The organism is Pantoea wallisii (assembly GCF_002095485.1).
Classification (GTDB): Bacteria; Pseudomonadota; Gammaproteobacteria; order Enterobacterales; family Enterobacteriaceae; genus Pantoea; species Pantoea wallisii.
The window spans coordinates 23,946-37,274 of sequence record NZ_MLFS01000010.1 but is presented as its reverse complement, the minus strand read 5'-3'; the positions used below and the strand labels follow the sequence as shown (position 1 = coordinate 37,274).

Annotated in this window: 12 protein-coding genes, 1 pseudogene and 1 riboswitch; of the genes and pseudogenes, 9 read left to right on the top strand and 4 right to left on the bottom strand. The window is 56.9% G+C overall.

All coding sequences use genetic code 11. The features are described 5' to 3' along the window. Position 1: 1 nt before the first annotated feature. Positions 2–1,834 carry an ABC transporter ATP-binding protein gene (locus tag HA48_RS05590; RefSeq protein ID WP_128600146.1) on the top strand — a complete coding sequence of 611 codons (1,833 nt, stop codon included), beginning with the start codon at positions 2–4 and terminating at the stop codon, positions 1,832–1,834. Here HA48_RS05590 and HA48_RS05585 read toward each other — a convergent pair. Then, entirely contained in the window at positions 1,831–2,955 is a 1,125-nt protein-coding gene (locus tag HA48_RS05585) for a GNAT family N-acetyltransferase (RefSeq protein WP_128600145.1), read from the bottom strand. The two genes, HA48_RS05590 and HA48_RS05585, sit on opposite strands and share 4 nt — an antisense overlap. A 209-nt stretch (positions 2,956–3,164) precedes the next feature. On the opposite strand from HA48_RS05585, the pseudogene HA48_RS05580 reads away from it, so the two are divergent. Further along, positions 3,165–3,769, top strand: a pseudogene (locus HA48_RS05580) (alpha/beta hydrolase). On the opposite strand, the gene HA48_RS05575 reads toward HA48_RS05580, so the two are convergent. The 3 genes from HA48_RS05575 to HA48_RS05565 all read right to left on the bottom strand — a co-directional run bounded on the left by HA48_RS05575 (position 3,766) and on the right by HA48_RS05565 (position 6,402). Continuing rightward, positions 3,766–4,563 carry a sugar phosphate isomerase/epimerase family protein gene (locus HA48_RS05575; RefSeq protein ID WP_128600144.1) on the bottom strand — a complete coding sequence of 266 codons (798 nt, stop codon included), beginning with the start codon at positions 4,561–4,563 and terminating at the stop codon, positions 3,766–3,768. The pseudogene HA48_RS05580 and the gene HA48_RS05575 overlap by 4 nt on opposite strands. Positions 4,564–4,663: 100 nt before the next feature. Beyond that, complete coding sequence (gene crcB / locus HA48_RS05570) at positions 4,664–5,041, bottom strand: fluoride efflux transporter CrcB (protein ID WP_128600143.1); 378 nt, start codon at positions 5,039–5,041, stop codon at positions 4,664–4,666. Positions 5,042–5,127: 86 nt separating this feature from the next. Beyond that, a riboswitch (Fluoride riboswitch) is annotated at positions 5,128–5,204 on the bottom strand. A gap of 169 nt (positions 5,205–5,373) precedes the next feature. After that, complete coding sequence (locus HA48_RS05565) at positions 5,374–6,402, bottom strand: zinc-binding alcohol dehydrogenase family protein (protein ID WP_128600142.1); 1,029 nt, start codon at positions 6,400–6,402, stop codon at positions 5,374–5,376. 136 nt (positions 6,403–6,538) lie between these two features. Here HA48_RS05565 and HA48_RS05560 point away from each other — a divergent pair, with 136 nt between their 5' ends. The 7 genes from HA48_RS05560 (at position 6,539) to HA48_RS22770 (ending at position 13,315) form a co-directional block, all read left to right on the top strand. Next, positions 6,539–7,441 (top strand): GntR family transcriptional regulator, encoded by a 903-nt coding sequence (locus HA48_RS05560; RefSeq protein ID WP_128600141.1) that lies wholly within the window; start codon positions 6,539–6,541, stop codon positions 7,439–7,441. 170 nt (positions 7,442–7,611) lie between these two features. After that, on the top strand, positions 7,612–8,958 hold the full coding sequence (locus HA48_RS05555) for an MFS transporter (protein ID WP_128600140.1): 1,347 nt from the start codon (positions 7,612–7,614) through the stop codon (positions 8,956–8,958). A gap of 291 nt (positions 8,959–9,249) precedes the next feature. Further along, positions 9,250–10,623 carry a glycosyltransferase family protein gene (locus tag HA48_RS05550; protein ID WP_128600139.1) on the top strand — a complete coding sequence of 458 codons (1,374 nt, stop codon included), beginning with the start codon at positions 9,250–9,252 and terminating at the stop codon, positions 10,621–10,623. Between the two features lie 13 nt (positions 10,624–10,636). Beyond that, complete coding sequence (locus tag HA48_RS05545) at positions 10,637–11,911, top strand: glycosyltransferase family 2 protein (RefSeq protein WP_128600138.1); 1,275 nt, start codon at positions 10,637–10,639, stop codon at positions 11,909–11,911. Then, the gene (locus HA48_RS22400; protein ID WP_244182802.1) at positions 11,911–12,192 is read left to right on the top strand and encodes a hypothetical protein; all 282 of its coding nucleotides are present in this window, start codon (positions 11,911–11,913) and stop codon (positions 12,190–12,192) included. Before HA48_RS05545 ends, HA48_RS22400 begins: the two co-directional genes overlap by 1 nt. After that, positions 12,165–13,193: a radical SAM protein gene (locus HA48_RS05540; protein ID WP_244182801.1), complete on the top strand. Its 1,029-nt coding sequence runs from the start codon at positions 12,165–12,167 to the stop codon at positions 13,191–13,193. Before HA48_RS22400 ends, HA48_RS05540 begins: the two co-directional genes overlap by 28 nt. Continuing rightward, on the top strand, positions 13,190–13,315 hold the full coding sequence (locus HA48_RS22770; RefSeq protein WP_279626735.1) for a hypothetical protein: 126 nt from the start codon (positions 13,190–13,192) through the stop codon (positions 13,313–13,315). The genes HA48_RS05540 and HA48_RS22770 overlap by 4 nt, the downstream gene beginning before the upstream one ends. The last annotated feature ends 14 nt before the right edge of the window (positions 13,316–13,329 follow it).

The window sequence follows — 13,329 nt, the reverse complement described above, 5'->3', positions numbered from 1 at the left end:
TATGTTGTATCGTCGTTTTGAACGTTTTATCAATATTTTCCAGGATGCCCCCACCGACTCGCCGCCCACGCGCGTGTGGCCGTTTTACCTCTACTACCTGCGCCAGGTGTGGCCAAGCTTCCTCGCGCTGCTGGTGGTCGGGCTGGCGCAGGCGCTGATCGAAGTGGCGCTGTTCAGCTATCTCAGCCGCATTATCGACCTGGTCAATCACTCCACACCCGCCACGCTGTTCCGTGAAAACTGGTCAATTCTGTTGTGGATGGCCGCGGTGGCGCTGATCCTGCGGCCGGTGGTGATCGCGGTACATGATATGCTGGTGCATCAAAGCATTAACCCCAGTATGACCAGCATGATCCGCTGGCAGCACCACAACTATGTGCTGCGCCAGAGCCTGAACTTCTTCCAGAATGATTTTGCCGGACGCATCGCCCAGCGCATTATGCAGACCGGTAACTCACTGCGTGACTCTGCCGTACAGCTGGTGGATGCTATCTGGCACGTGGTGATCTACGCCGTCACCTCGCTGGTGCTGTTCGCGGAGGCGGACTGGCGCCTGATGATTCCGCTGATTATCTGGATCGTCGCCTATAGCCTGTCGCTGCGCTTCTTTGTGCCGCGCGTTAAGCAGCGTTCGGTGGTCTCTTCTGAAGCGCGCTCTAAACTGATGGGTACCATCGTTGATGGCTACACCAATATTGCCACCATCAAACTGTTTGCGCATAACGACCTGGAAAAGCGCTACGCGCGCGAGGCGATTCAGGAGCAGACCAACAAAACGCAGCACGCCAGCCGTATGGTGACCACCATGGACATCACGCTCTCTACGCTGAATGGCCTGCTGATTGTCAGCACCTCGGGCCTGGCGCTGTGGTTATGGAGCCAGTCGCTGATCAGCGTCGGCGCGATTGCGCTGGCCACCGGGCTGGTGATTCGCCTGGTTAACATGTCCGGCTGGATCATGTGGGTGGTGAACGGCATCTTTGAAAATATTGGTATGGTGCAGGATGGCCTGAACACCATTGCGCAGCCGCTCAGCGTGCAGGATGCGCCCAAAGCGCAGAAGCTGCAGGTGACGCGTGGTCAGATCCGGTTTGAGGATGTGCGCTTTGATTACGGCGGCAGCCGTCAGGTGATTAATCGCCTGAACCTGAACATCAAACCGGGCGAGAAGATCGGTCTGATTGGTCCGTCTGGGGCAGGAAAATCAACGCTGGTGAACCTGCTGCTGCGGCTGTATGACATCAACGGCGGGCGCATCGTGATTGACGATCACAACATCGCAGAGGTCACGCAGGAGAGTCTGCGCAGCCAGATTGGCATGATCACGCAGGACACCTCTCTGCTGCACCGCTCGATTCGTGAGAACTTGCTCTATGGTCGCCCGGATGCCACCGAGGCCGAGCTGCAGGCGGCGATTATTCGCGCCCGCGCCGACGAGTTCATTCCGCTGCTCTCCGATCCCCAGGGCCGCACCGGGCTGGGTGCTCACGTGGGTGAGCGCGGCGTGAAGCTCTCCGGCGGCCAGCGTCAGCGTATTGCCATTGCCCGCGTGCTGCTGAAGGATGCGCCGATCCTGATCATGGATGAGGCCACCTCCGCGCTGGATTCCGAAGTGGAAGCGGCAATTCAGGAGAGTCTGGAGACGCTGATGCAGGGGAAAACGGTAATCGCCATTGCCCACCGCTTATCAACCATCGCGAAGATGGATCGCCTGGTCGTGCTGGAGAAAGGCGAAATCGTTGAGATGGGTAACCACCGCGAGCTGCTGGCGCACGGTGGCTTGTACGCGCGACTGTGGCAACATCAGACCGGCGGTTTTGTCGGCGCAGATTAATCGCCGCGCCGGTATGGCAGGGATTCGCACGCCTCCAGCGCCCAGGCGCGCACTCCTGCCCGCTCCTGCACGAGAAAATCCTCTACCGCAGCGCGTAATCCTTCATGGCACAGATAGTGCCAGGATTGCGTTAGCTGCGGCTCAAAACCACGCACCAGCTTGTGCTCACCCTGGGCACCGGCATCAAAGCGCTGCAATCCCTCCGCAATGGCGAACGCCATGCCCTGATAGAAACAGGTTTCAAAATGCAGACGATCAAACTCCGCCAGGCAGCCCCAGTAACGGCCGTAGAGCGTGGTGCTGTCTTTTAAATAAAACGCCATCGCGGCTGGCTGACCCTGGACGGTGGCAATCACCACGCGAATCGCCTGCGGCATGCGTTCGGCCAGCAGGCTAAAGAAGCTGCGCGTCAGGTAGGGATGCTGGCCGCGCACCGCATAGGTGTTGGCGTAGCAGGTGTAGACGAAATCCCACTGATCTTCGCGTAACGCATCGCCGCGATACCAGGTGAAATCAAATCCGCTGTGCGTAACCTGCTCACGCTCTTTACGCAGCTGTTTGCGCTTGCGCGACATCAGCGTGTCGAGAAAGTCCTGAAAATCCCGGTAGCCTTTATTGTGCCAGTGATACTGCACGCCGAGGCGCGCCAGCCACGCGGGCTGCTGCGCCAGCAGGTCACCGGCATCGGGCGTGGTGAAGTTGATGTGCGCCCCGCTCAGGCCGTGCCGTAACAGATTGTCCGGCAGCGCGGTCAGTAACTGGCTGATGGCGTCGCGATCGCCCAGCAGGCGCGCACCGGTTACCGGACTATACGGAATGGCACCGAGCCATTTAGGGTAATAGGCAATCCCCGCGCGCTGGCAGGCATCGGCCCACGCGTGATCGAAGACATACTCACCCCATGAGTTGCGTTTGCGATAGCCCGGCAAGGCGGCACGTACCGCGCCGTTTTCGTGCCACAGCAGATGGTCGGGCTGCCAGCCGTTTTCGGCGCGCACGCTGCCGCTCTCTTCCAGCGTTAGCAGGAACGCGTGGCGTAAAAACGGCTGATCGTCCGGTAACAGCGCATCCCATTCGGCGGCAGAAATGTCTGCCAGCGAAGGCAGATGAAGTAAAGACATGCATGGCTCCCGGCCAGCGAAAAAGCGAATCTGTAGTTCAGCAGGTTTTTCCGCGCGGCGAAAGGTGCGGCGCACTGAATGACTAAGCGCACTACGGCCGGTGCACAATTGCCCTTCACCGCGTATGCTGGCGGTTTGCGATTGCGCCATGCGCGCGGGATGGCATCGCTTACCGATTATGGCGCATAAGGTTAATAAGGAGCTGGACTGTGGCAAAAGCATTAGCGATCTTTTTACATGGCGTGGGCAGCAATGGCGCGGATTTGGCGGGGCTGGGACAGCACTGGGCCTCGCTGCTGCCGGATGTGGCTTTTGCTGCGCCTGATGCGCCCTTTCCGTTTGAACATGCGATGGGGTATCAGTGGTTTAGTCTGACCGGCATCACGCCGGAAAATCGTCCGGCACGCGTGCGGGCAGCGCGGGCGGCGTTCGATCAGACGCTACAACAGCTGATGGCACAGCACGGTATGGCGGATGCATGGGATAAGGTGATTCTGGTTGGTTTTTCCCAGGGCTCAATCATGGCGCTGGACGCGCTGGCCTCCGGGCGCTATCCGCTGGCGGGCGTAGTAGCCTTCTCCGGTCGCCTCTCCTTTGACGGGATACCGGCGCCGCAGCCGTTCGCTTCAGCCTGATTGTGCACGGCAAAGCCGATGATGTGATTCCGTTTAGCGAGAGCGAATCTGCCGCGCAGCGTTTGCAGGCCGCGGGCGTGCATGTTGAGGCGCATTACGAAGCCGCCACCGGCCACACCATCTCGGCGCAGGGCGCGATGCAGGCGGCGGCGTATATCGCGCAGTGTTTGCAGGATTAGGGCCAGTAGCGGTTCAGCGCCTGCCAGGCTCGCTGTGCGGCGACGTCAGCGGGTTGCGCTTTAAGATCGTCATTGAAGACTTCAATGCCGACCGGCCCACAATAGCCCGCGCTCTTCAGCTTATCGACAAAGCGCGCGACATCGATAATGCCGTCACCCGGCAGCAGCCGCTGGTGGCGCGCGTACTCGCTTAGCGCCTCTTTGCCCTGCGGCGGCACGTCGGCCATGTCACACAGCTGTACTTCGTAGATGCGATCGGCGGGGATGCCGTCGAGCTGCGAAGCGTCGCCGCCTAATGCACAGATGTGGAACAGATCGACCACCAGCCCGATGTTGGGCTGATCCAGCCGTTGCAGGCGCTGCCACGCCAGCGGCAGGGTGTTATCAACGCTGCACCACGCCATGGGCTCGTACATGATGCGCATGTTGTAGCGTGCTGCTTCTGACGCCAGCCAGCGCAAATCTTCATCGATACGTTCAGGAATGCAATCTTCACGGGTGGTAGCAGGAGCCTGAATAGTGTCGCAGCCAATTGTCTGTGCCAGCCGGATAAACTCGCGCAGTTCGGCACGTTTTTGCAGCCGTTCATCCCCCGGTGCGCCGGTGAAATCCCGCAGTACCTGCACATTAGTAAAGCCAAGGTTCAACGCGTTCGCCAGCTGCGGCGTGCTGGCATCAATGTCTTCGCGCCATATCTCAACCTGCCCGAAACCCGCCGCGCGCGCGGCACGCAGCTTGTGCTCAGGTTCACCGCTCAACAGCACCAGGTTAAGGAATTTGGGATTTTGCGGCATAAAGGCTCCTTAATCGTCCGGATAATCGGTGAGGGTTCTGCCCTGGGGCGGACAGAACCTCGATCAGTATCTACCTCTTAAGGGGGATTTCAAGCGCCGATTAGCCCAGCAGGGTCACCGCGGCAAAACCGGCGAAGGTCATCAGCAGTGAGCCGATCACATGCACCATGACGCTGGTCATCGCCCAGAGATACTTCCCTGATTGTAGCAAGGTGACAATTTCCGCCGAGAAGGTAGAGAACGTGGTGAGCCCGCCACACAGGCCGGTGACGATTAACAATTTCCAGGCGGGATCGATATGCGGGTTGCGCACAAAGAACGCCATCGCCGCACCGATGATAAAGCCACCGACAAGGTTTACGATTAGCGTGCCCGGCGGCAAATTCGGAAAAAAAGCATTGAAACGTAACGAGATAAGCCAGCGTAACGTACAGCCCGCCGCGCCACCGATCATCACCGCAAACAGCGATTTCAACATCTTATGAAGCTCCTGAAATGGGATACGCGCAGGGCCGCGGCAGGAGAGTCACCTGACACACCGCCGTCTCCCGCGCAAGGATACGTGTGTTGTCAGGCGTCATCAGCCGTCTGGTTACCAGAACGGCGGTTGGGTAAGGTGGCACGCCATCACCTCAGGCGCACGATAATACGCTGGCAGCAGAAAGGAGACAATATGGGTAAAGGTGACAAGGTGTGAGCCGTGGGCTGGCCATGACAAGAGCCTGAAGAGAGAGGGTTTTCAGCCACAACGGCATCCATGCCTTCTGACCGTGTTCAGTGTCCGGGCCCGCTCTGAATGCCTGTGCGCCGCTACCGCGTGAAATGAATCACGCCCTTAATCAGCGCGCGATTGTTAATCACTTCCGTCTCAAAACAGTCGGCCAGCCCGGAGAAATCATAGTGACGATTCAGCATCATGTCGGCACGCAGCTGGCCGTTCGCCATCAGTTCGCGCACTTTATCAAAATCTTCGCGCGTGGCGTTGCGGCTCCCCATCAGGGTCGTCTCTTTCTTATGGAACTCGGTATCCGGAATCACCAGGTCGCCTTTATGCAGGCCGACAAACACAATGGTGCCGCCATGGCGAATCAGTTTTACCGCGCCGTTCATCGCCGCCGGATTGCCCGTGGCATCAATCACTTTTGCCGCCAGGCGTCCGCCAAACTCTGCGCGCAACGCCGCGTCAAAATCGTGCGCCAGAGGATCGACGGTGGCCAGCCGGAGCTGCTGCGTCACATGCTCGCGGCGCTGCGCGCTGGTATCGGCGACCACCACCTGTGCGCCCGCTGCCGCGGCGATGGCGGCCACGCCGAGGCCAATCGGACCGGCACCCACCACCAGCACCTGCTCATCGGCGATGACGGCAGCACGCCGCACCGCATGGGCGCTAATGGCAAAAGGCTCAATCAGCGCCGCCGCTTCCGGCGCCACATCATCTACTGCCAGCAGGTTGCTCTCCGGCACGCAGAGGAATTCACAGAATCCCCCATCTTCGTGCACACCGATCACTGAAATGTTCTCACAGCAGTTGGTTTTCCCGCTCAGGCACGCATCGCAGCGCTGGCAGGCGACATACGGGATCAGCGCCACACGCTGTCCTACCCGGAACCCTTGTGCTTCAGCGCCCAGCGTCACCACTTCTCCACACAGCTCATGGCCCAGCACGCGTGGATAGGAGAAGAACGGCTGATTCCCGGCCCAGGCGTGAATATCCGTGCCGCAGATGCCGGCGGTAAGCGGTTTGATTAAAACGTCGTGCGCACCGGGTGTCGGTTTTACGCGCTGCTGCCACACCATATGGCGCGGCTCGGTGACCACCAGGGTTCTCATGTTTGTCATTGCTGCTCTCCTGTGCTGATGTCGCAGTTATGGCGAAAATCAGGCGCTGCCGTTTAATGCGCGGTGGGAAATGTGAAGCAGGACGATTTTTTTGGGCTTTGTGTGGTTTTTAATGCATAAAAAACCGGAGAAGCGGATGAGCCGAAGTCAGAATTTGCGCCAGAACGTCATTAACCAGATGCTGGAGGCTATCGCCCGCGGCCATATTCGCTCGCCGTTACCGCCGCAGGCGGCGCTGGCAGAGATGTTCAATATCAGCCGGACTACGGTGCGCCATACCCTGCACCACCTGCATCTGCGCGGTGTGCTGGAGAAGGTCGAAGAGACGTGGGTGATCGTGCGCGCTCCGGACGAAGAGGATGGATTCAGCGACCTGACGCTGCCGATTGATCAGCAGGCGCTGCAGTTTGAGCAGGCATTTTTTAATCTGATTAACCAACGCCAGCTGGTACCGGGCGACAGCTTCACCGAACTGCAGCTGGCGCAGCGGGTTAAAGTCAGCCCGGTTGTCGTACGTGAATTTCTGCTGCGCTTTATGCGCTATAACCTGCTTGAGCCGGTTAAGCGTGGCCAGTGGCGCATGAAAAAGTTCGATCAGGATTACGCCGCGAAGCTGTTTGAGCTGCGCGAAATGCTGGAGACCCACGCGTTAACACGCTTCCTGAACCTCGCTGCGGATGATGAGCGCTGGATGCAGGCGCGCGATCTGCTGGATCGCCATCGTACCCTGCGTGACACCATCGCCAGCAACTACCGGCAGTTTGCGGCGCTGGATAAGGAGATGCATACCCTGATTCTCTCAGCCGCCAACAACCCCTTTTTCAACCAGTCGCTGGAGATTATCTCTGTGATTTTCCACTCACACTATCAATGGGATGAGAGCGATCTCAAGCAGCGGAATATTGTCGCGCTTGAGGAGCACATGGCGATACTGACTGCGCTGATCAGCCGTCAGGATGTGGATGCGCTATGCGCACTGCACGCGCACCTTGCCACGGCCAAAACATCGATGATCCGTTCTCTTCGGCAGTACAATTAAAAACCGATTAAAAACCACAAAGCATAAGCGCCCGCACGAATCAGAAACATGTTTGCAACATCTCCGCCGGTTTACTTCTAGTCTCGGAAACAATCCATTGCGGCAGTACCGCTTTGCTGCCGCAGGAGCCAACGACTGATAACGATAAGTACCCCACCCGGGAGGTTGCAATGGAAAATACATCGACGCGTGGTCGCCAGAACGCGCCCGAACACCAAGGGCAGGAGTTCGTTCCGGCACGCGGTGATGTGGTGCGTTCACCGCGCATCCGCAAGATCCAGATTACGGCTATGCTGCTGCTGCTGTTTGCCGCCATCATTAACTACCTTGACCGCAGTTCGCTCTCGGTGGCGAACATGACCATTCGCGAAGAGCTGGGACTCTCCGCGACGGAGATCGGCGTGCTGCTTTCAGCCTTCTCGCTGGCGTACGGATTAGCGCAGCTGCCGTGCGGAGCGCTGCTGGACCGCAAAGGCCCGCGCATTATGCTGGCGATCGGGATGTTTTTCTGGTCGCTGTTCCAGGCGGCAGCCGGCCTGGTGCATAACTTTACCCAGTTTGTGCTGGTGCGTATTGGCCTGGGGATCGGTGAAGCACCGATGAACCCCTGCGGCGTTAAAGTGATCAATGACTGGTTCAATATCAAAGATCGCGGTATGCCGATGGGCATGTTTAACGCCGCCTCGATGATTGGCCTGTCGATTGCCCCGCCGATTCTCGCCGCCATGATGCTGGTAATGGGCTGGCGCGGCATGTTTGTCACCATCGGCGTACTGGGGATGTTCCTCGCGATTGGCTGGTATCTGACTTACCGCGACCGTGATAACAACACGCTGAGCGGTGAAGAGATCCACTATCTGCAGGCTGGCAGCGTAGCATCCCGCAAAGAGCCGCTGAGCTTTGCCGAGTGGCGCGGCCTGTTTAAGCAGCGCACCATGTGGGGCATGATGATTGGCTTTAGCGGCATCAACTACACGGCGTGGCTCTACATCGCCTGGCTGCCGGGATATCTGCAATCAACCTATCATCTGGATTTAAAAAGTACGGGCCTGCTGGCGGCGATTCCCTTCCTGTTTGGCGCCGCCGGTATGCTGCTGAATGGCTACGCGGTGGATGCGCTGGTGCGCCGCGGTATGGATGCCGTGAAGGTGCGCAAAGTGTCGATCGTAAGCGGCATGCTGCTGTCAGCCGCGTTCACCACCCTTGTTACGCGCGCCACGGATACCACCAGCGCCGTCGCGCTGATTGGGATGGCACTGTTCTGCATCCACTTTGCCGGCACCTCCTGCTGGGGTCTGATTCATGCCAACGTTACAGCGCGTATGACGGCGTCGGTCGGCAGTATCCAGAACTTTGCCAGCTTTGTGTTTGCCTCCTTCGCGCCAATCATCACCGGCTGGGTGCTGGATACCACTAAATCGTTCAGCCTTGCACTGATGATCTGTGCCGGTGTCACGGTGGTGGGTGCGCTGGCCTATCTGCTGCTGGTGAGAAAACCCATTACCGATGGCGCCTGAGTTCTGATCCATCGCCAGTGTGAGAGCCTCCTGCGGGAGGCTTTTTTTATTGCGCACTTATCCACAGCGAAATATATAGCAGCGCATTTAATAATTATTTTTTTGAGACAAGGCTTAAAGCCAATTAAATAATAAAAATATTCGGCCTGATTAATTTATCCATAAATGCATTAGTAAGACTTAATAGATCAGCAGCAATAACGTTTTGTGGATGAGATCATAGTTTAACCTAATAAATTCACTTAACGTTCAGTCACCGTTAATGTTCAGGTATGAGCGTGGTGACCAAAAATGGAATTACAACGCAAGGCCCTTTTTATCTCTTTTGATGCTGTTGCCCTCTCCGGAATTACCGTAGAAGCGGCTAAGATTGCCGTACGCTTACGCGATGAAAATACGCTTTGCTATCTGGATATTGGCTATGACATTAAACTGGATAAAGGCAATTTCGCCCGCCCTTATTCAGATCATGAAATAGCAGCCCTGCAGCATCACTTCACATTAGTGCGTCACGATGCTATTCGTCAGGTTGAAGGGTATACACCCTCTTTTCTGCAATATATTCACGACGTATTCATTAATCGCAGTGAAAAAGTCACGCACGATGCAGAACAGCACCTGCTGAATATCAGTCACAAGATGGCGGCTGATGTCGCGCAAAAGCTGTGTGAGAAGTGGCGGGCGCTGGATATTCACTATTTAATCATCGAAAACGGCACGCTACCGGACAATATTATTTTTACGCGGGCGCTCTATCTGGCCATTGCCCACTATGGCGAAGAGAGACAGCTTGAGCGCTATGTATTATGGCGCGATCACGATTTGATGTGGAACAGTGAATCGACCTCATCACGCTACGGTGAGGCGCCCTGGCTCCATGCCGTAAAACCACAGCCTTCGCCGCACATCACCTATGTGGCGCTCAATCAGGCGCTGGCTTCGCAGCTGGCAGCCTGGTGCGATCATCAGGTGAATATTGAGGTGATGCGCAACACCTATCCGTTCGATCCACAGCATCCGCGTAAAGATCTGCGCCAGCTGTTTGGCCTGCAGCCGCAGGATAAAGTGATTGCGCGCACTACGCGTATTATTCCGGCCAAGCGCCTCGATCGGGATATATATCTATTACAGGCCATAAACAGAAGGTTAATTGAACAGCATTTACCCCATCGCGTCTATTTAATGGTAGCCGGCGATCCGCTGGAAGATGAGCGCCATTTTGCCACGCTGAAAAAGCAGATTAACGCTCTGCAACTGGAACCTTATGTCATCTTTTTCGGCGCGCTGAACCATGATTTTATGGAGCATAATCCGCATGCGACTACCATTCAGGATCTCTATCACGCCTGCGATCTGCTCTCTTTTTTAACCGCGTGGGATTACGACAGTTATGGCAACCCGATTGGCGAGGCCATTAGCCACCAGCGCAGCTATATCGCCACGCGTTATGAATATTACCACGAAGTTTATGGCCAGCATGGATTTGAGGGCGAGCTGATGGATATTTCCGCCGGCCAGGATGGATTACCAGACAGCGAATTTATACAGCGCGTTGATCGCTTATTACATGATGATGAGCGGCGTTTAGCCATGGCCCTGCGCAATTATCATAAAGGTAAATCTTTGCTTTCAGATCATATTTTCCACACGATATTTCACAGGTAGTTAAGGAGTGACGATGGATAACCCATGTTTTATTTCAGTTGTGCTGCCCGTTTATAACGAAGCCGCGCGAATTAATGCGGTAATGGCCTCAATATTACAGCAGCGTTCACCCGGCGGATTGTTCAGTTTTGATAATCTTGAAGTCATTATGGTGGATAACAACTCCACTGATAACTCGGTGGCGTTAATCACCGCATTTGCCGCACAGCATCCTCAGCTGCGCGTGCATCTGCTGCATGAAGCTGTACAGGGGGTCTCATCGGCGCGCAAAAAAGGGATGGATTTCGCCTCGCAGCGCGCCGGGGCGCGCGATGAAGCCAGCGGCTATCCGCGCAAACACTACATCCTCTCTGCCGATGCCGATTGCACTGTCGATGATCTGTGGATTGACGAACTGGTCAGCACCATGATCGCACAGCAGGGCGATCTCGGTACCTGCAACTACTACTACGAAACCGCAGATTTCCATGAGCGTCCGCGTCTGTATAGCGAAATCGAAAAGACCCTGCGCTGCCGGCACGCTTCGTTTTCACTGTTTGGCGGCTTTCCCGATGGCAAAGGTTTTGCCGTGGAGAAGCAGCTGTATGACAAAGTGGGCGGCATTGAGATCTTCTGCCAGCTGAAGAACGGCGAGTTTGTTGAACATCTGTCCGATGACTGGGACTTTGGCATCAAGGTGATTGCTGCCGGTGGCAAACCGGTGTACGCGCCGCATTCGCGGGTGCAGATTAATAGTCGTCGCGTGGATAACCTGCTGCATGAGGTCATTGAAGGCGTGGCTTACGGGCACAACGGCACCATCATCATGAAAGATGTCCGCCCGGCGCTGGCCGCGCTGACGCCGTTTACCGACGTTACCCCGGAGCAGGCGCAGCAAGCCTGGGACTACTCGATTAAAGATTATGTGCCGAAGAATCTGGTGCTGCCAGTGCTGCTTAATCCCTCGCTGCTGCGGGACAATACCGCCGTAATCGACTTCTTTACGCCTGCGGTGGCTGAGCAGATGTATGCACGCATTCACTGCATAATGCAGGAGATGAGCGTCACCGATTTTCTGCCGATTCACAGCTACAAAACCCCGGCTTTCCGCCTCTACTTTGAGTTTCATCATGCGCTGTTTGCCGCGCTGCGTCGTGCAGTGGGAGAAGACATTGGAGCACCTCCGCCGTTGCCCGCCTGCTTCGCCCGTGTCGCGGAAGAGGATTTCAGCCGTTTCGTCTGGTACTACTGTGAGGATCGCGAATCCGGTGAAGCCCATAACTATTTTGCAAACGGCGGGGTGTTCTGATGCGCGCTGCCTGGCTGCAATCCCTGCAGGATATTGACCGCAACTACCCGCGACCGGCGATCTGTGAGGTGCTAAGCCGCCCGGAAAACGCCGATCTGCTTGAGTACGTGGTACGCGATCCTTTCGGCTGCCATGTGTTTCCTGGTGACATTGATGACTTTCCGCTGCCAGATTTCTTTCGCGCAATGCAGCACAGCCTGCAGCGCGCCCCGCATATCCATCTGTGGGCCTATATTCCAACCTGCCGCTACAAATGTCACTTTTGCCAGTTTCCACGGTGATCGTTAATCCGGCCTCAGCGCGGGCGCCGGCGCTGTTCCGCGACATCGTTGACCGCAATATTCATGAAGCCAAACTGTGGCTGGCGCAGATACCCGCGCTGGGTGAAGTGCCGGTCGGGGAATTTAATCTGTTCGGCGGCACGCCGTCGCTGCTGCCACCCGAAGAGCTGCAACGGCTGATGACCTTTTACCGTAACCACTTCAATTTTCGCGATGCCACGCTGCGTTTCGAGGGCGAACCGGGCACGCTGACGCGCGCATTCCTGGCGCAGCTGCGTGAACTTGGCTTCAGTAAGCTTTCGTTTGGTGCGCAGTCGTTTTCCGATCGCCTGATTAAGGGCTGCGGCCGGATGCACAGTGCCGAAGCCTGCTACCAGGTTATCCGCGATGCGCGCGAGCTGGGATTTGCACTGGTCAGTGTTGATCTGATGTATGGCCTGCAGGGGCAAACGGTGGATGACGTGCGGGATGATTTACAGCAGGCGCGCGCGCTGGATCTGTCGCATCTGGTCTTTACCAAGCTGCACATGAAGCCGTTTGCCGAGAGCCGCACCGGCGTGTCGGCAGAGGGTGAAAATACCTGGCAGCGTAAAGAGGCGACCATGCCCAGCCTTGGCCAGCAGTACCAGATGCGCGCCCTGGCGGAGCAGTGGCTGGATGGCGACTACCTTGAACATCCGACCATGTATTTCCACCATCGCACAGCGCAGCCCGAGAAGTGGAAAGCGATCATTACCGATCTGGATCAGCAGGCGCCGGAGGTGGCGATAGGTCTTGGCGGCAGTTCAAAGTGCGCGGGCGCGGAGCTGATCAACCTGACCGATTACGCTGACTATCAGCGGGCGCTGGATAGCGGTCAACTGCCTGTGGCATCGGTGCGCGGTATGTCGCCAGACCAGCAGGCGATTAACGGCTGCAAGATGGCGCTCTCAACGCTGATCCCGCTTGATGATGCGCTGTTTCAGCAGAAATTTGGCGTCAGCTGTTTGCTCAGCCGGTGATTGCTCGCGCGTTGCGCGATCTGCAGCAGCGCGGTTTGCTCATCAGCGATGGCCGAAGCGTGACGCTGACGCCCGCCGGCCGCGTACTGGTCGAAGCCATTATCAATACGCAGTTCGGTTAATCCCTTCATCTTTT

Coding starts and splice junctions, on each gene's coding strand:
- HA48_RS05590 (WP_128600146.1), top strand. CDS start 2: ATGTTGTATCGTCGTTTTGAACGTTTTATCAATATTTTCCAGGATGCC.
- HA48_RS05585 (WP_128600145.1), bottom strand. CDS start 2,955: ATGTCTTTACTTCATCTGCCTTCGCTGGCAGACATTTCTGCCGCCGAA.
- HA48_RS05575 (WP_128600144.1), bottom strand. CDS start 4,563: ATGCCGCAAAATCCCAAATTCCTTAACCTGGTGCTGTTGAGCGGTGAA.
- crcB (WP_128600143.1), bottom strand. CDS start 5,041: ATGTTGAAATCGCTGTTTGCGGTGATGATCGGTGGCGCGGCGGGCTGT.
- HA48_RS05565 (WP_128600142.1), bottom strand. CDS start 6,402: ATGACAAACATGAGAACCCTGGTGGTCACCGAGCCGCGCCATATGGTG.
- HA48_RS05560 (WP_128600141.1), top strand. CDS start 6,539: ATGAGCCGAAGTCAGAATTTGCGCCAGAACGTCATTAACCAGATGCTG.
- HA48_RS05555 (WP_128600140.1), top strand. CDS start 7,612: ATGGAAAATACATCGACGCGTGGTCGCCAGAACGCGCCCGAACACCAA.
- HA48_RS05550 (WP_128600139.1), top strand. CDS start 9,250: ATGGAATTACAACGCAAGGCCCTTTTTATCTCTTTTGATGCTGTTGCC.
- HA48_RS05545 (WP_128600138.1), top strand. CDS start 10,637: ATGGATAACCCATGTTTTATTTCAGTTGTGCTGCCCGTTTATAACGAA.
- HA48_RS22400 (WP_244182802.1), top strand. CDS start 11,911: ATGCGCGCTGCCTGGCTGCAATCCCTGCAGGATATTGACCGCAACTAC.
- HA48_RS05540 (WP_244182801.1), top strand. CDS start 12,165: ATGTCACTTTTGCCAGTTTCCACGGTGATCGTTAATCCGGCCTCAGCG.